18 protein-coding genes are annotated in these 21,417 nt (G+C 64.4%); 7 read left to right on the top strand and 11 right to left on the bottom strand.

Features of this window, described 5'->3' with window-relative positions; all coding sequences use genetic code 11:
• The 4 genes from HFK18_RS13665 to HFK18_RS13680 form a co-directional block, all read right to left on the bottom strand.
• Nucleotides 1–1,311: an FAD-binding oxidoreductase gene (locus tag HFK18_RS13665; protein WP_180166690.1), complete on the bottom strand. Its 1,311-nt coding sequence runs from the start codon at nt 1,309–1,311 to the stop codon at nt 1–3.
• Nucleotides 1,308–2,705 carry a UbiA family prenyltransferase gene (locus HFK18_RS13670; protein ID WP_180166834.1) on the bottom strand — a complete coding sequence of 466 codons (1,398 nt, stop codon included), beginning with the start codon at nt 2,703–2,705 and terminating at the stop codon, nt 1,308–1,310. Before HFK18_RS13670 ends, HFK18_RS13665 begins: the two co-directional genes overlap by 4 nt.
• A gap of 166 nt (nt 2,706–2,871) precedes the next feature.
• Nucleotides 2,872–3,810 carry an electron transfer flavoprotein subunit alpha/FixB family protein gene (locus HFK18_RS13675; RefSeq protein ID WP_180166691.1) on the bottom strand — a complete coding sequence of 313 codons (939 nt, stop codon included), beginning with the start codon at nt 3,808–3,810 and terminating at the stop codon, nt 2,872–2,874.
• Nucleotides 3,810–4,556, bottom strand: a complete 747-nt coding sequence (locus HFK18_RS13680) for an electron transfer flavoprotein subunit beta/FixA family protein (RefSeq protein ID WP_019660968.1) — start codon at nt 4,554–4,556, stop codon at nt 3,810–3,812. The genes HFK18_RS13675 and HFK18_RS13680 overlap by 1 nt, the downstream gene beginning before the upstream one ends.
• Nucleotides 4,557–4,844: 288 nt before the next feature.
• On the opposite strand from HFK18_RS13680, the gene rfbB reads away from it, so the two are divergent.
• Genes rfbB through rfbD form a run of 4 tightly spaced genes read left to right on the top strand, consistent with a single transcriptional unit; the run spans nt 4,845 to nt 8,246 of the window.
• Nucleotides 4,845–5,900 (top strand): dTDP-glucose 4,6-dehydratase, encoded by a 1,056-nt coding sequence (gene rfbB / locus HFK18_RS13685; protein ID WP_180166692.1) that lies wholly within the window; start codon nt 4,845–4,847, stop codon nt 5,898–5,900.
• Nucleotides 5,901–5,914: 14 nt separating this feature from the next.
• Nucleotides 5,915–6,802 carry a glucose-1-phosphate thymidylyltransferase RfbA gene (gene rfbA, locus HFK18_RS13690; RefSeq protein WP_180166693.1) on the top strand — a complete coding sequence of 296 codons (888 nt, stop codon included), beginning with the start codon at nt 5,915–5,917 and terminating at the stop codon, nt 6,800–6,802.
• Nucleotides 6,799–7,356, top strand: coding sequence for a dTDP-4-dehydrorhamnose 3,5-epimerase (gene rfbC, locus HFK18_RS13695; RefSeq protein ID WP_180166694.1), 558 nt, complete (start codon nt 6,799–6,801; stop codon nt 7,354–7,356). Before rfbA ends, rfbC begins: the two co-directional genes overlap by 4 nt.
• Entirely contained in the window at nt 7,353–8,246 is an 894-nt protein-coding gene (rfbD, locus tag HFK18_RS13700) for a dTDP-4-dehydrorhamnose reductase (protein WP_180166695.1), read from the top strand. Before rfbC ends, rfbD begins: the two co-directional genes overlap by 4 nt.
• An 81-nt stretch (nt 8,247–8,327) precedes the next feature.
• On the opposite strand, the gene HFK18_RS13705 is transcribed toward rfbD, so the two are convergent.
• The 3 genes from HFK18_RS13705 to HFK18_RS13715 form a co-directional block, all read right to left on the bottom strand.
• Nucleotides 8,328–9,731, bottom strand: coding sequence for a mannose-1-phosphate guanylyltransferase/mannose-6-phosphate isomerase (locus HFK18_RS13705; RefSeq protein ID WP_180166696.1), 1,404 nt, complete (start codon nt 9,729–9,731; stop codon nt 8,328–8,330).
• A 14-nt stretch (nt 9,732–9,745) separates the two neighbouring features.
• Entirely contained in the window at nt 9,746–11,092 is a 1,347-nt protein-coding gene (locus tag HFK18_RS13710; RefSeq protein ID WP_180166697.1) for a phosphomannomutase, read from the bottom strand.
• A 97-nt stretch (nt 11,093–11,189) separates the two neighbouring features.
• Complete coding sequence (locus HFK18_RS13715) at nt 11,190–13,814, bottom strand: DEAD/DEAH box helicase (protein ID WP_180166698.1); 2,625 nt, start codon at nt 13,812–13,814, stop codon at nt 11,190–11,192.
• Nucleotides 13,815–13,987: 173 nt separating this feature from the next.
• Here HFK18_RS13715 and HFK18_RS13720 point away from each other — a divergent pair, with 173 nt between their 5' ends.
• Both HFK18_RS13720 and HFK18_RS13725 read left to right on the top strand, forming a co-directional pair.
• On the top strand, nt 13,988–14,719 hold the full coding sequence (locus tag HFK18_RS13720; protein WP_100551502.1) for a CoA transferase subunit A: 732 nt from the start codon (nt 13,988–13,990) through the stop codon (nt 14,717–14,719).
• A 1-nt stretch (nt 14,720) separates the two neighbouring features.
• A complete protein-coding gene (locus HFK18_RS13725) occupies nt 14,721–15,350 on the top strand; it encodes a CoA transferase subunit B (RefSeq protein ID WP_180166699.1) in 630 nt (209 codons plus the stop codon).
• Here HFK18_RS13725 and HFK18_RS13730 read toward each other — a convergent pair.
• The gene (locus HFK18_RS13730; RefSeq protein ID WP_180166700.1) at nt 15,347–18,169 is read right to left on the bottom strand and encodes a rhamnan synthesis F family protein; all 2,823 of its coding nucleotides are present in this window, start codon (nt 18,167–18,169) and stop codon (nt 15,347–15,349) included. The two genes, HFK18_RS13725 and HFK18_RS13730, sit on opposite strands and share 4 nt — an antisense overlap.
• A 168-nt stretch (nt 18,170–18,337) precedes the next feature.
• Here HFK18_RS13730 and HFK18_RS13735 point away from each other — a divergent pair, with 168 nt between their 5' ends.
• Complete coding sequence (locus HFK18_RS13735) at nt 18,338–18,937, top strand: alpha-ketoglutarate-dependent dioxygenase AlkB (RefSeq protein ID WP_180166701.1); 600 nt, start codon at nt 18,338–18,340, stop codon at nt 18,935–18,937.
• An 84-nt stretch (nt 18,938–19,021) separates the two neighbouring features.
• Here the strand turns inward: HFK18_RS13735 and HFK18_RS13740 are convergent, their stop codons facing one another.
• From HFK18_RS13740 to HFK18_RS13750, 3 genes are read right to left on the bottom strand one after another with little or no spacing between them, the layout of a single operon-like run.
• Nucleotides 19,022–19,663 (bottom strand): ABC-type transport auxiliary lipoprotein family protein, encoded by a 642-nt coding sequence (locus tag HFK18_RS13740; RefSeq protein ID WP_033830299.1) that lies wholly within the window; start codon nt 19,661–19,663, stop codon nt 19,022–19,024.
• Nucleotides 19,660–20,586, bottom strand: coding sequence for an MlaD family protein (locus HFK18_RS13745; RefSeq protein WP_025878489.1), 927 nt, complete (start codon nt 20,584–20,586; stop codon nt 19,660–19,662). The genes HFK18_RS13740 and HFK18_RS13745 overlap by 4 nt, the downstream gene beginning before the upstream one ends.
• Before the next feature lie 3 nt (nt 20,587–20,589).
• Entirely contained in the window at nt 20,590–21,417 is an 828-nt protein-coding gene (locus HFK18_RS13750) for an ABC transporter ATP-binding protein (protein WP_180166702.1), read from the bottom strand.

The following is a 21,417-nucleotide window of genomic DNA, read 5'->3' on the forward strand; positions in this document are numbered from 1 at the left end:
CTACTCCATCACGCGTCGCCAGAAATCGGACGACATTCGAGGGTCGATATGTTCCTGGAACGCCTGCAATGACGCTCCGAACCCCTGGCGGAAGAGGGAGGGAGACATGCGGGCATCCTTCGCTGGGTACAGTGCGCCACCTGCCTCTGCAACGATGCAATCAAGGCGTTGCAGCAGCTGGAAGACGGAGGGGCCGGTGTTGGGAAAGTCCAAGGCGAGCGTCGTCCCTGAGCGAGGGAATGAAAGCATTCCCGGGGAAGGCCGGTTGCCAAACTCTTTCAGTACAGCCAGGAATGAGCCTTGCCCGCTCCTGGAAATCTCTTTAAGCAGATCCGAAACGGCGTCTCGCGCCACGCCAGTGGGCAGCACGCACTGATGCTGCAGGAATCCGCGCGGGCCGTATATCCGGTTCCAGCGCCCAATGCCGTCCAGCGGGTAGAAGTAACCTTGATAGTGTTGTTGGCTGCGTACCCGTCGGGCTGGCTGCCGCCAGTAGTAGAGCGTATTGAATGGCCGCAAGGTCAAGCGGTTGACGAGAGACATGGGAGGCATCAGAGGAAAGGTCAGCTTCTGCCCATCTCCCGGAACAGGCACGGATGGATCCCCGCTTGCATGATCGCTGCGAATGAAATGGCCCCGTCCCAACGTTCTGCCCTTGGCCAAGCAGTCGATCCACGCCACGGTATATTCGTAGCTGGCCGCAGAATCAGCGGAGAGCTGGAAAAAATCCGCAAGTGAATCGAAGCGAATGCTCTCTGTATCGAGCCATGGGCCGGGAATGCGCTTGAGCTGAATCTCGCACCAGGTAATCAGACCGGTCAGTCCCAAGCCCCCTATTGTGGCGGCCAATCGGGCTGACGGCGCATCTGCGCTGAGGAACTCGCGTGTGCCATCAGAGCGCAGCAGCTCAAGTGCCCGCACATGATGCCCGAATGTGCCAGCAACGTGGTGATTCTTGCCGTGCACGTCATTGCTGATCGCACCACCAAGCGTGACCCATCGCGTACCAGGTGTCACTGGCAGGAACCAGCCCTGAGGAAGTGTCAGGGCGATCACCTGTGCGAGGGTCACCCCTGCCTCGGCGCGCAGGATGCCGGTGACCGGATCGAAGGCAATGAATCGATCCAGGCTGCGGCTGCACAGCAGCGTACCATTTGTGTTCAGGCAACTGTCACCGTAGCTGCGGCCGTTGCCTCGAGGCAGCGCATTTCCCTCAATGTCGGGCAGGGCGGCATGCCGGCTGTCGATCATGACCAGCTGTTGGTTCCGGGCTTCGGGATAGTGCCCCCACGAAGAGTACGCCACGCTCATATAGCGATCAGAACGATCAAGGCGCCCAATACGCCAACGATCTGGCTTGCGCGATCTGTGACGGCGAATACGATTGGGTCGTCATGCATGTGGCCACGGTGGGCGACCATCCACACTCGACTGATCCAATAGAGCAGGACCGGGCAGAGAAGCCAAAGGGCCTTAGGGTAGCTGTATAGCTCCAGGCTGGCGGGGCTGTTGATGTACAGCGCAAAGACCATCACTGCGATGTAGCCAGCACTCGTCCCCATAGACTGGATCAGGGAGAGGTCGTCGGTGCTGTAGCCTCGGCCGATGGCCGTCTGCTTTCCATTGAGCCTGGCCGATTCCAGTTCCGCAAAACGCTTCAGCAGCGCCAGACTGAGGAAAATGAACATGGAGAATGCCAACAGCCAGAATGACATTTCCGCTCCGATTGCCACGGTGCCGCCGATGATTCGGACCGTGTATAGGGCGGCAAGCAGAATGACGTCGATCATGACCAGCCGCTTGAGCTTCAATGAGTAGCTCAATGTCAAGATGTAGTAGCCGACCAACACCGCTGCGAATTCCCAGCTGCAGGCGAAGGCAAGGGCGAACCCGGCAATTGCCAGTACAGGTGCGGCCAACAGACCATGCAAAATGGGTATCCTGCCGGCCGCGAACGGACGCTTCCGCTTGCGCGAATGCATACGGTCCGGTGTCAGGTCCAGGAGATCGTTGAGTACGTAGACGCCGGAGGCACAGAGACCGAATGCAAGGAAAGCGATGATGGCTTGTACGCTGGCCTCCAAGTCAAAGAGACGATGCGCGGTCAATAGTGGTACTAGCACCAGCAGATTCTTCAGCCACTGGTAGACGCGCAACGCCTTGATCCAGGTGCGTAGTCCCACTGCTTGAGCCGGGAGGACGTTGGAGACCTCGGTGATGCCACGTGCACGCTCCACCAGCGACGGTGAACCATTGACGACTACTGCGGATGCCGCATGGCGCCACACTTCAAGGTCCACGGTCCCATTGCCGAGATAGTCGAACCCCTTCTCGCCGAAGCGTTCAACGAGTGCCTTGGCTTTGCGATGCCCGGCTAGGTTCTGCGTTCCGTTGCTGCACATGACCTCTTCAAACAGACCGAGATGCTTGGCGATGGGTGCTACCAGCAGTTCATCGGAAGCAGTGCACAGAACGCGGGGGCGTTGGGTGCTGGTACGCAGGATCTCCAGCACGCGCTCGTCGTAGGGCAGCGTCTCGGGAGGCAGTGCCACTCTTCGGGCAAGTTCGCGCTTGACTACTGCCTTTCCCTTCAATAGCCAGAGCGGGATCAGGAATATGTACAGCGGATTCTTCGCGAGAAGTGCCAGGAGGGACTCGTAAAGCACATCCGTACGCAGCAACGTGCCATCCAGATCGACGCACAGGGCAGTTTTCTCCAGTCTCACGCGACGAGGCCTCGAGGCGACTGGAACGCATTCAGATACATACAGGCCACTCCATAGGCAATGGTTGGCAAGTATAGCGATTGATAGGGGGCATGGCCCCGACAGCGGGCTGTCGGGGCGTGTGGCCTATCCAACCGATTACTGGCTACAGCGCCTTTTCCAGCTCCGGCAGGATCGCAAACAGATCCCCCACCAGGCCGATATCGGCAATCTCGAAGATCGGTGAATCCGCGTCCTTGTTGATCGCCACGATCGTGCCGGCATCCTTGATGCCGGTCAGGTGCTGGATCGCACCGCTGATGCCGACGGCCACGTACAGCTCCGGCGAAATGATCTTGCCGGTCTGGCCGACCTGCAGATCGCTGGGCACGTAGCCGGCATCGACCGCGGCGCGCGAGGCACCGACGGCGGCACCGAGCTTGTCGGCCAGCTGGAAGATGACCTTGAAGTTCTCTTCCGAACCGACGCCACGGCCACCGGAGACCACGCGCTTGGCGCTCTGCAGGTCCGGGCGGTCGCTGGCGCCGGCGGCCAGGCCGACGAAACGGGTGTGGCTCGGCAGGGCCGCATCGACGCTGGCGGCTTCAACCGCGGCACTGCCACCCTGGGCGGCTTCCGGCCACGACGCGGCACGCACGGTGGCGACCACGATCTGGTCGGCCGGCACTTCCACGGTGATGATCGCGTTGCCGGCGTAGATCGGGCGCTTGAAGGTGTGGCTGCCTTCGACGGCCATCAGATCGGAGACCTGGTTGACGCCGAGCAGGGCGGCCACGCACGGCATCAGGTCCTTGCCGAAGGTGGTCGACGGGCCGAACACATGCGTGTAGCCCTTTGCCAGCTGCGCGATCTGCGGGGCCAGTACCTGGGCCAACGCCTGTGCGTTGGCAGCGTTGGCCACGGTCAGGACCTTGGCGACGCCTGCGATCTTCGCCGCCTCAGCAGCAACGGCGGTCGGGTCGGCAGCCAGCACCAGCACATCGATGCTGGCGCCGGAAATGGCGGCCGCAGCGCTGACGGTCTTGGCGGTGGCGGCGTTGAGCTTGCCGTCGTGGTGCTCGGCGATGACAAGAATTTTGCTCATTACAGCAACCCCTTCTGCTTGAGTGCGGCGACCAGTTCGGCCGCGTCCTTGACCATCACGCCCTTGCTGCGCTTGGACGGCGCGGCGTACTGGGTGGTCTTGAAGGTATCGGCGGCTTCAACACCGAGGTCGGCCAGTTGCAGGGTCTCCAGCGGCTTGGCCTTGGCCTTCATGATGTCGGGCAGCTTGATGAAGCGCGGCTCGTTCAGGCGCAGGTCGGTGGTGACCACGGCCGGCAGATCGACTTCCAGCGTTTCCAGGCCAGCATCGACTTCACGGGTCACCGTGGCCTTGCCGTCGGCGATCTCGAGCTTGCTGGCGAAGGTCGCCTGCGGACGGCCCCAGAGGGTGGCCAGCATCTGGCCGGTCTGGTTGGCGTCGTCGTCAATGGCCTGCTTGCCCAGGATCACCAGATCCGGCTGTTCCTTCTCGATCAGCTTGAGCAGGGTGCGGGCGGCGGTCAGCGGCTGGATGGCCTGGTCGGTGACCACGTGGATGGCACGGTTGGCACCCATGGCCAGGCCGTTGCGCAGATGCGCCTGGGCGTCGGCCGGCGCGATGGTGGCAACCACGACTTCGCTGGCGATGCCCTTGTCGCGCAGGCGCAGGGCCTCTTCCAGGGCGATCTCATCGAAGGGGTTGGGGGACAGCTTGACGCCGTCGGTGACCACGCCGGAACCGTCCGGCTTGACCTGAATGCGGACGTTGTAGTCCACCACGCGCTTGTACGCGACGAGGATTTTCATCTGGTACGAGATCCTTGTAGTGCCGGTGGCTGGCCGGCTCACATTTGCTGGGGGAACATCCGGTCCTGCAACAGCAACCGGTTCGGGGGTGGGACCCCGATTCTAGCTGGCTTGAGGTGACCATGCGAATGCGTATGGTGTTGCTGTGGTGCAGCATTGCAACCCCTTGGCCGGCGTCGCATTCACGCAACACAGGCAGCTGTGAAGGCCATCGGCATGTATCCTGTCTCGCTGTGCCGGGGCGCCCGTGGGCGCTCCTTGGATGAATTTCGATCAGGAGAACAGGTAGTGCCCACATGGCTTGTCACCGGCGGCGCCGGATTCATTGGCGGTAACTTCGTTCTCGAGGCCGTCACGCGCGGCATCAAGGTCATCAACCTCGATGTGCTGACCTACGCCGGGAACCTGAAGACCCTGTCCAGCCTGGACGGCAATCCCAATCACGTGTTCGTCCAGGGTGACATCGGTGACCAGGCCCTGGTTGCCCGCCTGCTGGCCGAGCACCAGCCGGACGCGGTGCTGAACTTCGCGGCCGAGAGCCACGTCGACCGTTCCATCGACGGCCCGGGTGCGTTCATCCAGACCAACGTGGTCGGCACCCTCGGCCTGCTGGAAGCGGTACGCGATTACTGGAAGGCGCTGCCGGCCGAGCAGGGCGCAGCGTTCCGCTTCCTGCATGTCTCCACCGACGAGGTGTACGGCACGCTGGGCGAGACCGGCAAGTTCAGCGAGACCACGCCGTATGCCCCGAATTCGCCGTACTCGGCGTCGAAGGCGGCTTCGGACCACCTGGTTCGCGCCTTCCACCACACCTACGGGTTGCCGGTGCTGACCACCAACTGCTCCAACAACTACGGCCCGTATCACTTCCCCGAGAAGCTGATCCCGCTGGTGATCGCCAAGGCGCTGGCAGGCGAACCGCTGCCGGTGTACGGCGACGGCAAGCAGGTGCGTGACTGGCTGTTCGTGTCCGACCACTGCGAAGCGATCCGTACCGTGCTGGCCAAGGGTCAGGTCGGCGAGACCTACAACGTCGGCGGCAACTCGGAGAAGCAGAACATCGAAGTGGTGCAGGCGATCTGTGCGCTGCTGGACCAGCGCCGCCCGCGTGCGGACGGCCAGCCGCGCAGCAGCCAGATCACCTATGTCGCCGATCGCCCAGGCCATGACCGTCGCTATGCGATCGACGCTTCCAAGCTGAAGAATGACCTGGGCTGGGAACCGGCCTACACCTTCGAGAAGGGCATCACCTTCACCGTCGACTGGTACCTGGACAACCAGGAATGGGTGAACGGCGTGCTCGACGGCAGCTATCGCCTGCAGCGCATCGGCACCGCGGCCTGAACCAAGGACACGACATGACCCAACGCAAGGGCATCATCCTCGCCGGCGGCTCCGGCACCCGGCTGTATCCGATCACCAAGGGCGTCAGCAAGCAGCTGCTGCCGGTGTACGACAAGCCGATGATCTATTACCCGCTCAGCGTGCTGATGCTGGCGGGTATCCGTGAAGTACTGATCATCAATACCCCGCACGAGCAGGCCTTGTTCCAGCAGCTGCTGGGTGACGGTTCGCAGTGGGGCATGGACATCCAGTACGCCGTGCAGCCCAGCCCCGATGGTCTGGCGCAGGCCTATCTGATCGGCAAGGACTTCGTTGGCGGCAAGCCGAGCTGTCTGGTTCTGGGTGACAACATTTTCCATGGCCATGGCCTGCGCGAGGTGCTGCGCAATGCCGATCAGCGTGACCACGGCGCGACGGTGTTCGGCTACTGGGTCAATGATCCGGAGCGCTATGGCGTTGCCGAGTTCGACAAGTCCGGCAAGGTGGTCGATCTGGTGGAGAAGCCGGAGAACCCGCGTTCCAACTACGCCGTGACCGGCCTGTACTTCTACGATGGCAGTGCCAGCGACCATGCTGCAGAGCTGAAGCCGTCGCCTCGTGGCGAGCTGGAGATCACTGATCTGAATCAGCGCTACCTGCGTGAAGGGAACCTGCATCTGGAAGCGCTGGGGCGCGGCTACGCGTGGCTGGATACCGGCACCCACCAGTCGCTGCTGGAAGCCTCCAACTTCATCGAGACCATCCAGACCCGTCAGGGTCTGCAGGTCTGCTGCCCTGAGGAAATCGCGTTCGGCCAAGGCTGGATCACTGCCGAGCAGCTGGAAGCACTGGCTGCACCGCTGATCAAGAATGGCTACGGCCAGTACCTGCACAAGCTCGCCCTGCGTGGAGTCGTTCCGTGAAAGTGATTGAAACCAAGTTGCCCGGCTGCGTGGTGATCGAGCCGGCGGTGTTCGGCGATGCCCGCGGTTACTTCTTCGAAACCTGGAATGCCGAGCGCTTCGCCGCGCTGGGCCTGCCGGACCGCTTCGTGCAGAGCAACGTATCGACCTCGGCACAGGGTGTGTTGCGTGGCCTGCATTACCAGTGGCCGCGACCGCAGGGCAAGCTGGTCAGCGTGCTGGAAGGCGAGGTCTATGACGTCGCCGTGGATATCCGCCGTGGCTCGCCGACCTTCGGTCAGTGGGAAGCGGTGGTGCTGAGCGCGGAGAACAAGAAGCAGTTCTGGATTCCGGAAGGCTTCGCGCATGGCTTTGCCGTGCTGTCCGAGCGCGCAGTGTTCAGCTACCTGTGCACTGAGGTCTACCTCAAGGACTTCGATGCCGGCGTTCGCTGGAACGATGAGGACATCGCCGTAGACTGGCCGATCAGTGCGCCGACGTTGTCGACCAAGGACGAGAATGCGCCTTTCCTGAAGGACATCGCCGAAGATCGTTTGCCGGTCTACGTCGCATGACGGTGCTGGTATTCGGTGGCAACGGCCAGGTCGGCCAGGAGCTGCTGCGTGCGCTCGCTCCGCTGGGTACGGTGGTCGCGACCACTCGCAGCGGCACGTTGCCCGACGGCAGCGCTTGCGAAATGGCTGATTTCGGCCAACCCGACAGTTTGCCGGCCCTGCTGGATCGCCTGCAGCCGTCGGTGGTGGTCAATGCCGCCGCCTACACCGCCGTCGACCGTGCCGAGCAAGACGTGGAGGCCGCGTTCGCGGCCAATGCGCAGGCTCCCGGCGTGATCGCACGCTGGTGTGCGGCGCATGGCGTGCCTTTCGTGCATTACTCCACCGACTACGTGTTCGATGGCCAGGGCAGTGCGCCTTACCGCGAAGACGAGCCAACCGCGCCGCTGGGCGTGTATGGCACCAGCAAGCGTGACGGCGAAGATGCCGTGCGCGCTGCCGGTGGTCGCCACCTGATCTTCCGTACTGCGTGGGTATATGCCTCGCATGGTGCGAACTTCCTGCGCACGATGCTGCGCGTGGGTGCCGAACGCGATCAGCTGCGGGTGGTGGTCGACCAGATCGGTACGCCGACCCCTGCGGCGCTGATCGCCGATGTCACCGCGCAAGCGCTGCAGCATCCGGGTCAGCTTTCGGGCACCTGGCACCTAACTGCCAGCGGCCAGACCAGCTGGCACGGGTTTGCCGAGGCGATCTTCGCCGAAGCGCTGGCCCTGGGCATGCTGGCCAAGGTGCCCACGGTGGAAGCGATTGCCAGTTCCGAGTACCCCACCCCGGCCAAGCGTCCGGCATGGTCGGTGCTGGACAACCGCAGGTTGCAGCAGGATTTCGGCATTGTGCTGCCGTCGTGGCAGCACGGGTTGAAGCGGGTCATGGCTGAGATTGCCTGACCCGGTAGGCGACCACCGTTGGTGGTCGCTTGCATCCACTGCGTGCCGACCGACGGTCGGCACCCACCGCAGGGCGACGGGTCAACTGCGCCCGTACGTATCCTCGAAGCGCACGATGTCATCCTCGCCGAGGTAGCTGCCTGACTGCACTTCGATCAGTTCCAGCGGCAGCTTGCCCGGGTTGCGCAGGCGATGGGTCACGCCCAGCGGGATGTAGGTGCTCTGGTTCTCGCTCAGCAGGATCACTTCATCACCACGGGTGACCTCAGCCGTGCCGCTGACCACGATCCAGTGTTCGGCGCGGTGGTGATGCATCTGCAGGCTCAACGTACCACCTGGCTTGACCGTGATGCGCTTGACCTGGAAACGCTCGCCGTTGTCGATCGAGTCGTAGGCCCCCCATGGGCGGTAGACCTTGCGGTGCCAGGTCGCTTCGCTGCGGCCGTCGGCCTTCAACTTCGCCACCACCGTCTTGACCTCCTGCATGCGGTCGGCCTTGCCGACCAGCACCGCATCGTCGGTCTCGACCACGATGACATCATCGAGCCCGACCATCGCCACCAGGCGCTGGCCATAGGCATAGGTGTTGCGGCAGTCGATGGCGATCACATCGCCCTGGTGCGCATTGCCGTCGCCATCCTGCTGCGAGACATCGCGCAGTGCGGTCCAGGAGCCAACATCGTTCCAGCCGGCATCCAAGGGCACGACGACGGCATCGGCGGTCTTTTCCATCACCGCATAGTCGATCGAATCTGACGGCACCGCAGTGAACGCGTCCTTGTCCAACCGGGTGAAGTCCGCATCGCGGCGCGCGCCCTGCCATGCCGTGCGGCAGGCCGACAACATGGCCGGCTGCAGGCGTTCCAGCTCCTGCAGGTAGCGCGAGGCCTTGAACAGGAACATGCCGCTGTTCCAGTAGTACTGGCCACTGGCCACGTAGCCGGTGGCGGTTTCAAGATCGGGCTTTTCGACGAAACGCTCGACCGCGCGTACGCCCTGGCCATGGGCTGCCTTGATGTAGCCATAGCCGGTTTCCGGACCGGACGGCACGATGCCGAAGGTGACCAGTTTGCCGGCTTCAGCGGCGCTGGCCGCCGCCTGCACCGCCGCGCGGAAGGCGGCTTCATCGGTGATCACGTGATCGGAGGGCAGCACCAGCAACAGTGTGTCGGCACCATCGCGGGTCGCTTCCAGTGAGGCCACGGCAATCGCCGGGGCAGTGTTGCGGCCGACCGGCTCGAGGATGATCGCGGCCGGTTCGGCACCGACCTGCTGCAGTTGTTCGGCAGCAACAAAACGGTGCTCTTCGTTGGCAATGACCAACGGGCCATGGCTGGCAATGGGAGCCACACGCTGCCAGGTCGCCTGCAGCATCGTCAGCTCACCGGCCAGTGGCAGGAACTGCTTGGGGTACGCCTCGCGCGACAGAGGCCACAGACGGGTACCGGAACCACCGGAGAGGATGACGGGCTGGATGGTGTTCATCGGGACGTCTCTGCTCAGGCTTTCAACAGCGCGGCGATTTCATCGGTACGCGCCTGCATCAGCGCTGCATCTCCGCGGGATTCCACGTTCAGGCGCAGCAATGGCTCGGTGTTGGAGCTGCGCAGGTTGAAACGCCAGTTGCCGAAGTCGGCACTGATTCCATCAGTATGGTCCAGCGCCGGCGACTGCGCGGCGAAGTGGTTCATCACGCGGGCCACGGACGCCTTCGCATCGCTGACCTTGAAGTTGATCTCGCCACTGCACGGGTACGCCGCCATGCGGTCCTCCACCCAGTCGGCCAGCGAGCGGCCGCTTTCGGAAATCAGCTGCGCGATCAGCAGCCAGGGGATCATTCCCGAGTCGGCATAGGCGAATTCGCGGAAGTAGTGATGGGCGCTCATTTCGCCGCCGTATACCGCATCCTCTGCGCGCATCTTCTCCTTGATGAAAGCGTGGCCGCTCTTGCACAGCACCGGCACGCCGCCTGCCTGCTCGACCATTTCCACGGTGTTCCAGACCAGCCGTGGGTCATGCACGATCTTTCCGCCCGGGTTGCGGTCCAGCGCCGCCTTGGCCAGCAGGCCGACAAGGTAGTAGCCCTCGATGAAGCGTCCGCTGTGATCGAAGAAGAAGCAACGGTCGAAGTCGCCGTCCCAGGCAATACCGAAGTCGGCGCCGTGCTCGCGAACCGCCTCAGCGGTCGCGGCGCGGTTCTCCTGCAGCAGCGGATTGGGGATGCCGTTGGGGAAGTTGCCATCGGGTTCGTGGCAGATGCGGATGAACTCGAACGGCAGGTGCGGTGCCAGCAGGTCGACAATGGCGCCGGCGCCGCCGTTGCCGGCGTTCACTACCAACTTCAGCGGCTTCAGTTTGCTGACATCGACATAGGACAGCAGATGCTGGATGTAGGCGCTCTTGTCGTGCTCGGCGGTCTGCCCAGCCTTGGCCGGGGCGGCGGGCGCGGTATCGGCGGCAACCGCATCGGAGATCGCGAACAGGCCGGTGTCCGAGCTGATCGGGCGCGCGTTCTCCTTGACCAGCTTCATGCCGTTGTAGTCCATCGGGTTGTGGCTTGCGGTCACCATCACACCGCCAGCTGCACCCAGGTGATCGGTCTGGAAATACACCTCTTCGGTACCGCACAGGCCGATGTCGATCACTTCGCGGCCGGTGCCGCGCAGGCCCGATGCCAGCGCATCCTGCAGCGCCAGGCTGGTCAGGCGCACATCATGGCCAAGGACCACCGGGCCGGGCGCGAGCTGCGCGGCCAGGGCCACGCCTATGCGGCGGGCCAGATCTTCGTTCAGTTCTTCCGGCACGCGGCCACGGATGTCATAGGCCTTGAAGGCGGGCAGGGGCATCGATCAGATCCTTTGGTGAGCTCAGCTTCTAATTGTAGCGCTCGGGCTGTATGGGAATCGTTTCCATCAGGCAACGCCACATGACTGACGTTCCATATCAGGCCTGCGCCGGCCGCCTGCCGGCCCTGCCAGGGCGTTTGGCCGGCGCGCCCGGCAGCGGCGCCAGCAGCGCCTCCAGGTCTGCTGCGTCGAAGCGCGGACCTGCACCACCAGCACCCTCCAGGATTGCATCGGCCAGCTCGGCCTTGCGTTGTTGCAGCTCGGCGATGCGTTCTTCGACGCTGCCCGCGGCGATCAGCTTGTAGACGAACACGGGCTGATCCTGGCCGATGCGATGGGCACGGTCGGTGGCCTGGTTCTCGGCGGCCGGATTCCACCATGGATCGAAGTGGATGACGGTGTCGGCGGCGGTCAGATTCAAGCCCACGCCGCCGGCCTTCAGGCTGATCAGGAACACGGGAACCTCGCCGTCCATGAAGCGCTGCACCGGTGTGACCCGGTTCTGGGTGTCGCCGGTCAGGGTCACGTAGGCAAGGCCCAGTGCATCCAATGCCTGCGCGATCAGGGCCAGCATGCCGGTGAACTGCGAGAACAGCAGGATGCGACGTCCTTCTTCGACCATGGACGGCAGCATCTCGCGCAGCAGGTCCAGCTTGGCCGAGCCGGCAGTGCGCGCGGGTGCATGGCCCGGCAGCAGACGCGGATCGCAGCAGACCTGGCGCAGCTTCAGCAACGCGTCCAGCACCACGATGTGATTGCGCGCCAACCCACTGCCGTTGATCGCTTCGCGGACCTGCTTCTCCATTGCCGCACGCACGGTTTCGTACAGTTCGCGCTGGCCGCCTTCCATCGCCACGGTGCGGGTGATGACCGTCTTCGGCGGAAGTTCGGAGGCGACCTGGTCCTTGCGTCGGCGCAGGATGAAAGGGCGCATGCGCTGGGCCAGCAGCTGTGCGCGCCGGCGGTCGCTGCCGCGCTCGATGGGGTGGCGCCAGTGCTGGTTGAACTGCTTTTCGCTGCCGAGCAGCCCGGGCAGCAGGAAGTCGAACTGCGTCCACAGCTCGCCCAGATGGTTCTCCAGCGGAGTGCCGGTCAGGCACAATCGATGACGGGCCTGCAGCGTGCGCAGCGTGGCCGCTGCACGCGATCTGGGGTTCTTCACCTGCTGTGCCTCGTCCAGGATCAGCAGGTGATAGGAATGCGCCTGCAGCGCCTGTTCGTCGCGCCAGAGCAGGGGATAGGTGGTCAGTATCAGATCATGTGCGGCAATGGCATCGAACTGCGTGTCACGCGCAGGTCCGTGCAGGGCCAGTACGCGCAGATCCGGGGTGAAGCGCGCAGCTTCACTCTGCCAGTTGTGCAGCAGTGACGTCGGCATGACCACCAGCGCCGGTTTGTCCAGGCGGCCGCTCTGCTTTTCAACCAGGAGATGGGCCAGGGTCTGCAGTGTCTTGCCCAGGCCCATGTCGTCGGCCAGCACGCCGCCCAAGCCCTGCTGGCGCAGGTACTGCAGCCAGGACAGGCCCTCAAGCTGGTAGCTGCGCAGCGTCGCGCGCAAGCCCTGCGGCGCCGGGACAGCGGTCATCGCCGGTGCGTCCAGAAGGCGCTGCACGCGTGCGCGGGTATCGTTGCTGCTGTGCAGTCGCAGCTGCGCGGCGTCCTGCAGTGCCTGCAGGCGCCCGCGGTCGTGCACCTGCAGGCGCAGCGGTTGCCCGTGGTCGCCGAACAGATCCGCCAGCAGCGCGATCACCGGTTTCAGACGCCCCGCGCGCAGTGCCAAGCGTTCATTGCCCGCCGTCGTCAGCAGTACGTTCTCGTCATCGCCGATCGCGTCCAGCTGACCGCGCAGCCAGCGCGGATCGGACTGCAGTACGCCCTGCAACAGCGGAACCAGGGCAACGCTGCGGCCATCGACGTCGATGGTGAGGGCGAGGTCGAACGCAGCGCTGTCGGTGGACATCGACCGCACATCCAGGTCGATCTCCTCCACCCGGGTGATGCGATGGCGGAAGGCATCGTCAGTCTCGATCTTCCAGCCCAGCGCTTCCAGCCGCAGCACATCCTCCAGCAGGAAGCGGGTCCAGTCGAAACTGCGCAGCTCGAACAACGGACCACCGCCATCCAGCACGATGCGTGGTTGCCGCTCGCGGTGCAGGTGGACGCTGTGTAGTTCAGCTTCACGCCGTGCCTCCCCGGCAAGGTCACGCGGCAGCAGGTAGAGCTGACCCTCGGCGCCATGCACGAACAGCGACGGGTCGTCGAGAAAACGCACGTGTTCGTCGTACTCGAAAGCGACGGTGGCAACGTCGAGCCATTGCGAGGGATCACGTTCGGTGAGCCAGGCGGGACGGTATTCCATGCTGTGCAGGTGGAGGATCGGCGTCATCGCCTGGGTCTGCAGGGTGGGCAGCGTCGGGTTGGCGGCCGGGCGCAGCGGGCCCGGGGCGCCCTCCAGGGAGGTTTTCAGCGCGGCCAGCAGCACGGCGGCGACATGCTCGCAGTGCCCGCCCGCCGGACAGGTGCAGCGACTCTGCAGGGGGCTGTGCGGTGTGCGGGCGCTGGCATCCAGGTCGATCGACACCTGCCAGCCCTCGAGCTGGGCGGTCAGCAGCGGTGACTGGTAGTGCAGTTCACGCACTGCCGAAACGAGGTGGTTACCCTTTCCCAGTGTCCCGGCATCCAGCCAGCGGGACAGTTCCCCTCCGGTGAATACTACGGCCATGCGTCGTCCTGTCCTCTCCATCTGCAGCACGCGTTGCCGAGGGCACCGCAAGCGGGGAAGCGGACATTCTACGGATTGAGGGCCCGGCATGCTGGTTCATGCTGCGGCGCATCCCAGCCGGCAACGGGTGTACCGCTAGAATGGCGGCATTCTCACCGGGTAGGGCAGTAGAGATGCAGCAATCGACTTCCAGCGGCACGCGCAGCAAGCGTTTCGCCTCTGCGGCGGATGCCCTGCAGGGCGTGGTCGCTGATGGCCAGGTTCTGGCCGTGGGTGGCTTCGGCCTGTGCGGTATTCCTGAAGCACTGATCGCCGCACTGCGCGACAGTGGGGCCAAGGGCCTGACCGTGATCTCCAACAACGCCGGCGTGGATGGCTTCGGCCTGGGCCAGCTGCTGGAAACCCGGCAGATCAGGAAGATGATTTCGTCCTACGTGGGCGAGAACAAGGAGTTCGAACGGCAGTTCCTGGCCGGCGAGCTGGAGCTGGAATTCAATCCGCAGGGCACCCTGGCCGAACGCCTGCGTGCCGGTGGTGCGGGTATCCCGGCGTTCTTCACCGCTACCGGCTATGGCACGGTGGTGGCCGAAGGCAAGGAAACCCGTGAGTTCGACGGCAAGCACTACGTGATGGAAACCGCGCTGCGCGCCGACGTGGCACTGGTCAAGGCCTGGAAGGCCGACGAGGCCGGCAACCTGGTGTTCCGCAAGACCGCGCGCAATTTCAACCCGGCCTGTGCGATGGCCGGCAAGGTCTGCATCGTGGAAGTAGAGGAGGTGGTGCCGGTCGGCAGCATCGACCCGGACCAGGTGCACCTGCCGGGTATCTACGTGCACCGCATCGTGCACAACCCCACTCCCGAAAAACGTATCGAACAGCGCACCATCCGTGCGGAGGGCAACTGAGATGGCATGGACCCGCGACGAGATGGCGGCGCGCGCTGCGCGTGAACTGACCGATGGCGCCTACGTGAACCTGGGCATCGGCCTGCCGACGCTGGTGGCCAACCATATTCCCGACGGTGTGGACGTGTGGCTGCAGTCGGAAAACGGCCTGCTGGGTATCGGCCCGTTCCCGACCGAGGATGAGGTCGATGCAGACCTGATCAATGCCGGCAAGCAGACCGTCACCGCACGTGCGGGGGCCAGCTATTTCGGCAGCCATGACAGCTTCGCGATGATCCGCGGTGGCCACGTCAACCTGGCCATCCTCGGCGCGATGCAGGTCACCGACCAGGGTGACCTGGCCAACTGGATGGTGCCCGGCAAGATGGTCAAGGGCATGGGCGGGGCGATGGATCTGGTGGCCGGCGTACAGCGGGTGGTGGTGCTGATGGAGCACACCGCCAAGAACGGCGAACACAAGATCCTGGCCGAATGCACGCTGCCGCTGACCGGTGTGGGCGTGGTCGATCGCATCATCACCGACCTGGCGGTATTCGATGTGACCGATGACGGTCTGGTGCTGGTGGAGACTGCCGCGGGTGTGGGCGAGGATGAATTGAAGGAAAAGACGGGCGTTGCGTTCAAGCGCTAGGACGATCGCGGACTTGCGTTCACCGTGCCGCGGCCGGTGAACGCATCGTCTGTAGCCAACAATGCAAGCCCGGTGCCACCGTTCCAACGTCCACTCCCCAAGCAGTGTAGAGGGAGCTGGACGCCTTGCGGATCGAACGAAAGTGCGGCGACATCTCCGCCGATCGCCGTACACACATCATCGATGAACTGAAGCGCTCCCTGGTGTACCTCGTCGAGTACGTGCACTCCTTCCGTGGACAGTTCCATGGCGCCGAAACACTGCGCACCGGTTGCCGTGTCAAACCCGTTGAACTGCCCTTGCGGCGCTGCCAGCAGTGATTCCAGCAGCAGATCGTGGGTCAACAGCATGGAGCCTTCGACATCTGCACCGGGTAGGCGTCCATCGACGTAGCGGGCTTCGGCCCATCCCTGCCCCTGCAGGGCATGGGCGCCTTCATTCAGGGCCATGTAGCAGCCGCCCAGCGGTTGTTGCAGCAGTTGCGCCAGGTTGCGCTGGATGCTACCGGCATAGCCGATGTCGACCACCATCGGTGTCCGCTCGCCAACAGTTTCGGCCCAGTACGTCCGGTACGCCTGGCGCTGTTGCGCGGCCAGATCCAGCAGCGCCGGCAGCGCCGGCAGCAGCCATTGCGCCACCTCACCTGACATCTCCGGCAGGAAGACGTCGCGCCGGATCAGTTCCGGCAACGCCGCCTCGACAACTGCCGCTGCGTCATCGCCCAAGCGTGCCTGCAGCAGTTGTCGCAGTGAGCCGTTGAACGTTCCCTGCAGTGCGCGGGGAAGGTCTTCGACACTCTGCAGGGAGGGGAGCAGGGTGGCTCGGCGCGAGGCCAGGAAGTAACTGCCCATCAGCGTGGCAGCATCGGCATGGCACCCTTGCAGGCGTTCGAATGCTTGATGGAGCAGGAATCCTTCACGGCTCAGGAACAACAGCTGGTCGATGCCGTTGCGATGCGCAACGTCAGTAGCATGCAGCAGGAAATCCAGTAACAGCGGACCCAGTACCACATATCCCAGCATGGAGGGTTGCAGCTGAGGACGACCCAGCAACTGCTGCGGCGCCGTGTCCAGAAGCTCTGCGAAACGATTGACTACCAGCCCCCGCCACAGCTGCTCGGGCCACGCTGCTGTGGCCCCCAGGCCATGCCGTAGCGGGCGCAGCGCGGGAAGGACATCCAGCAGAGCTGAGGGGCGCAGCACGTGCACCGGTGACAGCAGCCCTGCCAGCTGCGGCATCTGGATATCGGCGTGTTCATTGTCACCTACGTGCAACCAGCACCCATCGCTGCGGTCTTCCCGCTGTGCGATCTGCTGCCAGCTGGCCTTGGCATCCTTGCGCAAGCCCGTTTCGCAGGAAATCCACCATCGCCCGATCTCGGCCTTCACGGTTGGTGGCAGCACGATCTGCATGTCGCTGGTGGATAGGTACATATCGGAAAACACGGTCATCGGAACCAGATGCGCCTGCTGCAAGGCTGCAAGTACGCCGCGCCGAGGTCGCAGTACCGCGCGTTCGTGCGCCAGCTCGGCTTCGATCAGCGTGTCGGCTGTCACTCCTGGCAGGCCCAGTCGATCGGCCAAGCGGGTATGGATTTCTGCAAGGGTAGGGTCGCGCCCCAACTTTTCGCGCAGCTGGTTTTCGACGGAGGCGCGGTGCATGGTGAAGCCGGTCACAGCCAGGGTTTGCTGAAGGCGCCATGCAAGGTGCTCCCGTGATCCCGCAGGGGTCAGGAATGCACGGGTAACCAGAGTATCGAAGATGTCGACCGTCACCAGCCTCGCGTTCAACGCGGCCATCTGCAGACGCTCCGGCAATGGCGTCTGCAGAAGGTCAGCGACGTTGCGCTCGCCTTCGCTCTGCAGGGTGCACCGGCCATCGGCTGGCAGGATTCCCAAGCGATAGCCCTGGTGGCGCGTGATCACGCCAAACATCCGTTCCACCGCGTGTTGCAGGGTGCCGTCAACCTGGCCTTCTTCGGTCGGGAATGCCTGCAGTGGAAGGTCCAGCTCATACAGCGGGCGCAGGGCATCCACACGGGCCCAGAACATCGAGCCGGCGGGGAAATCGATGTAGCGCTGGTGGTCGAGTGCGATGCCAAGCTGCAGTGCCAATGCGTCGCAGACCGGAACATTGCTGAGCCAGGTATGCGCCCACAATGGAACGCCATGATAGCTTTCCGGATAGACCAGCCCCAACTTCGGATCGGCCTGCAGGGTGCCCAGGATCCAGCCGATTCGTTCGGGAGAGCCTAGCAGGCTGTCGAGCAGATAGTGCCGCCACCCTTCCTGCTCGCTGCCCGTATACAGTGACTTCTTCGTATGGATGTGGCCGATCACATCCAGTCCCATCACTTCTTCGCGGAATGCGACCAGAAGGGGCGCGATGTCCCGGCCGCGGTTGGGTACTTGCTTGATGACCAGCGCATGCACATTGGTCAACCGGCCAAACCTGTCACGGGCTTGCGCTTCGGCTGCCGCGTCCATCACCGATACCAGCAGCGTGAAGGGCACCGGAATCCTGGCGAGGGCCTGCGCGAATTCGTCGATCAGGTCGGCGTAGAAGACGTGCGCCATCACGCCCACCCGCAGCTGCAATTGCTCCAGCGGGACAGGGTCAGGCAACGCCTGCATATCCAGCGGTTCAGCAACGGACCTGCGTACCGTGCTGGCCGCGCGCAGGCGCGTCAGCAGTCCGTGTACGCCCATGGCGCGCATGACTTTGACCGCACGGCCCAGCACCGACCAGAGGCCCGCCACCCCTCCTCCGTGCTGTTGCACCGAGCGCCGCGCCGCGTCGACATAGCGTTTCAGCTTCATCGACGCGTCGCCGGCAGGGAAGCCCAGGGAAACCGGGGGCACGTGGTGGAGTGCATCGAGCGCATCGGGGACTATAGGCAGGAAGAGGGGAGCATTGTCCCGTGTGCACCTGAACCGGGCAAATCGGGGCATGCTTGATCGCCGTCCCGAAAGAAGGAAGCTGGACCCGTGCTGTTCCCGCCTGACCCGGATGACCTCCGCAACGCCGATGTCCGCCATCTGCGTGGTTGGCTGCCTGCTGGGCAGGCCGATGCGCTGCAGCAGGCAGTGCAGGCCGATGTGCCCTGGGAGGTTCACCGCATCCGCATGTTCGGCAACTGGGTGGACTCACCCCGGTTGAGCTGCTGGATCGGCGATCCGCAGGCGCGCTACCGCTATTCAGGCGCCGAGTTCGTGCCCCATCCGTGGCCGCCACTGCTGTCCGCGCTGCGCGACCGGCTGCAGCTCGAGGGCGTGGGTCGATTCAACAGCGTGCTGCTCAACCGCTATCGCGGCGGCACCGACTACATGGGCTGGCACAGCGATGACGAGCCGGAGCTGGGGCCGGCGCCGCTGATTGCTTCGTTGAGCCTCGGAGCGGCGCGACGGTTCCTGCTGCGCCGACGTGACGATCCTGCGCGCAAGGCCGAATACCTGCTTGGCCACGGCGATCTGCTGTTGATGGGAGGCGCTACCCAGCGCCACTACCAGCACGCGCTGCCGAAGATGGCGCGGGTGCAGGGTGAACGCATCAACCTGACGTTCCGCTGGATCACGCCGCGGACCTGACGCAGGTCCCGGAGCAATCATCCACGCATGGCGTGGATCTACCCGCATCGCGGGACCAGGCCCGGCGTAATCAGCGGAAACCGATCAGCGCTTCAGCGCCTGCTTGTCGTTCTGCCCGCTGGTCAGCGTCCAGCCCACCACGTCCTGCGCTACCTGCTGCAGTCCACGCTCGAAGGCGGCGGCCACCGCCGACACATCAGTGCTGCCTACCGGCTGCAGCTGACGGAAGGTGCGGTCGGCGACCACGCGCTGGTTGGTCACATCGATCAGCTTGGCGTTGATCTCGATGACGACCGTCGGCGTTGCCTGGCCCTGGTAGTCCGATTCGAAGCGACGGATGTCGGTCGACAGCTTGTAGTCGGCGCGGATGCCGGCGGCGACGCGGGCCACGCCGTGGATGCGGCCGGAATCCTCGAAACCACGCAGCAGGGTGTCTTCGATCATGTCGGTGGCCGGCTGTGCCCAGCTGGCGCCCTTGTAGATCTCCAGCTCGGACGGCGTCGGCCGCACGTTGATGCGCGGGCTGTCGACCATGCGCGCAGCGCTGGGCTTGGCCAGCACCAGTTGCCAGTCGGCCTGCGGCCAGCTGGGGTCGACCTTGACCTGCACGGCCGGCGAATACAGGGTGACGGGGTTCTTGTCGCCGCTGCCAAGGATCGAGCAGCCACCCAGCAGGGTGGCCAGCGATGCGGCCAGCAACAGGCGCGGAAGGGTGGTCGGGCTCATTTGGGTTCGAACTCCTTCGGGGCGTCGCGGCCGAGCAGGTAGCGCGCGGGGTTGTTCTCAAGACGGTCGCTGACCCGGCGCAGGTCCCGGATCAGGCCACGCAGTTCACCCAGCGTCGGGCCGAGCTGGCCCAGACCATCATTGGCGAAGCTGTTGATGGCCGCGCGGTTCTCGCCAAGGATCGAATCGGCATTGCCGGCGGCCGAATCCAGCTTGGCCAGGGTGGCGTCGAGCTTGTCGATGATGCCCGGCAGCTGCTGCACCAGGTTCTTGTCCAGGCGCTCGATGGTGCCGTTGGTGGTCTTCAGGGTGGCGTCCAGGCTGCGCGCGGCATCGCGCGCGCTGAGCAGCAGCGACTGCGTGCCCTGGTCGCGGTCGGCCAGGCCGCCACTGATCGTTTCCAGATTGGCCAACGTGGCGTTGATCGAGGCGACGTTGCGGTCGCTGAGGATCTGGTCCATGCGCTCGACGATGCGGTTGGCCACGTCGGTGATGTTCTGCAGCGCTGACGGCGTGGTCGGGATGATCGGCGCCGGATCCTTGTTGACCGTGGTCAGCGCCGGCGACTGCGGCGTGCCGCCGCTGAGCTGGATGATCGACGGGCCGGTCAGGCTGGTGATCGCCAGCTTGGCGCGGGTATCGGTCTTGACCGGCGTGGTCGAGTTCAGGCGGATGCGTGCGACCACCTGGCGCGGATCGTCCGGCACCAGGTTCAGTTCGGTGATCGAGCCCACCGCGATGCCGTTGTACTGCACCGGGCTGCCGACCGACAGGCCGGTCACCGCTTCGCGGAACACCACCCGGTATTCCTGCCAGGTACGGTCGGAGGAGTACTTGGCGGCCCACAGGCCGAAGGCCAGCAGGGCCAGGCCGGTGATCAGGGTGAACGCGCCGATCAGCACGTAGTTGGCTTTTGTTTCCATGGCTCAGGCACTCTCGATCTGTTCGCCACGCGCGGCGCGCGCGCGGGGTCCGTGGAAGTATTCCTGGATCCACGGATGATCCAGTTTCTCGATTTCCGGTAGCGGCGCATTGGCCACCACCTTGCGGTCGGCGATGACTGCCACCCGGTCGCAGATGGCATACAGCGTGTCCAGGTCGTGGGTGATCAGGAACACGGTCAGCCCCAGCGCTTCCTGCAGGGTCTTGATCAGGCGGTCGAACGCGGCCGCACCGATCGGGTCCAGCCCGGCGGTGGGTTCGTCCAGGAACAGCAGCGGCGGATCCAGCGCCAGTGCACGTGCCAGGCCGGCGCGCTTGCGCATGCCGCCAGACAGCTGCGAGGGCAGCTTGTTGATCGCATCGGCGGGCAGACCGGCCAGTTTCACCTTCAGCAGGGCCAGCTCGTAGTGCCAGCGCTCGGGCAGTTCGCGATGATGTTCCTTCAGCGGCACCTGCACGTTTTCGCCGACGGTCAGCGACGAGAACAGGGCGCCGTCCTGGAACAGCACGCCGGTATTGCGTTCGATGTGCAGGCGGCTCTCGGCGTCGTCGGCACGCGCGTCGCGGCCGAGCACTTCGATCTGCCCTTCATCCGGCACGCGCAGGCCCAAGATCGAGCGCATCAGCACCGATTTGCCGGTGCCCGAACCACCCACCACGCCAAGGATCTCGCCACGGCGCACGTCCAGGTCCAGCCCTTCGTGCACGGTCTGGCTGCCAAAGCGGTTGACCAGCCCGCGCACGCGGATGGCCAGGTCGTGGCCTTCGTCGTCCTGCATGGGCACTTCTTCGGGGATCGGATGCGTGCTCAT

This window comes from Stenotrophomonas sp. SbOxS2 (assembly GCF_013416715.1).
Lineage (GTDB): Bacteria > Pseudomonadota > Gammaproteobacteria > Xanthomonadales > Xanthomonadaceae > Stenotrophomonas > Stenotrophomonas lactitubi.

Coding starts and splice junctions, on each gene's coding strand:
- rfbD (WP_180166695.1), top strand. CDS start 7,353: ATGACGGTGCTGGTATTCGGTGGCAACGGCCAGGTCGGCCAGGAGCTG.
- HFK18_RS13745 (WP_025878489.1), bottom strand. CDS start 20,586: ATGGAAACAAAAGCCAACTACGTGCTGATCGGCGCGTTCACCCTGATC.
- HFK18_RS13675 (WP_180166691.1), bottom strand. CDS start 3,810: ATGAGCAAAATTCTTGTCATCGCCGAGCACCACGACGGCAAGCTCAAC.
- HFK18_RS13705 (WP_180166696.1), bottom strand. CDS start 9,731: ATGAACACCATCCAGCCCGTCATCCTCTCCGGTGGTTCCGGTACCCGT.
- HFK18_RS13740 (WP_033830299.1), bottom strand. CDS start 19,663: ATGAGCCCGACCACCCTTCCGCGCCTGTTGCTGGCCGCATCGCTGGCC.
- HFK18_RS13715 (WP_180166698.1), bottom strand. CDS start 13,814: ATGGCCGTAGTATTCACCGGAGGGGAACTGTCCCGCTGGCTGGATGCC.
- HFK18_RS13725 (WP_180166699.1), top strand. CDS start 14,721: ATGGCATGGACCCGCGACGAGATGGCGGCGCGCGCTGCGCGTGAACTG.
- HFK18_RS13730 (WP_180166700.1), bottom strand. CDS start 18,169: ATGAAGCTGAAACGCTATGTCGACGCGGCGCGGCGCTCGGTGCAACAG.
- rfbA (WP_180166693.1), top strand. CDS start 5,915: ATGACCCAACGCAAGGGCATCATCCTCGCCGGCGGCTCCGGCACCCGG.
- HFK18_RS13710 (WP_180166697.1), bottom strand. CDS start 11,092: ATGCCCCTGCCCGCCTTCAAGGCCTATGACATCCGTGGCCGCGTGCCG.
- HFK18_RS13665 (WP_180166690.1), bottom strand. CDS start 1,311: ATGAGCGTGGCGTACTCTTCGTGGGGGCACTATCCCGAAGCCCGGAAC.
- HFK18_RS13750 (WP_180166702.1), bottom strand. CDS start 21,417: ATGAGCACGCATCCGATCCCCGAAGAAGTGCCCATGCAGGACGACGAA.
- HFK18_RS13680 (WP_019660968.1), bottom strand. CDS start 4,556: ATGAAAATCCTCGTCGCGTACAAGCGCGTGGTGGACTACAACGTCCGC.
- HFK18_RS13720 (WP_100551502.1), top strand. CDS start 13,988: ATGCAGCAATCGACTTCCAGCGGCACGCGCAGCAAGCGTTTCGCCTCT.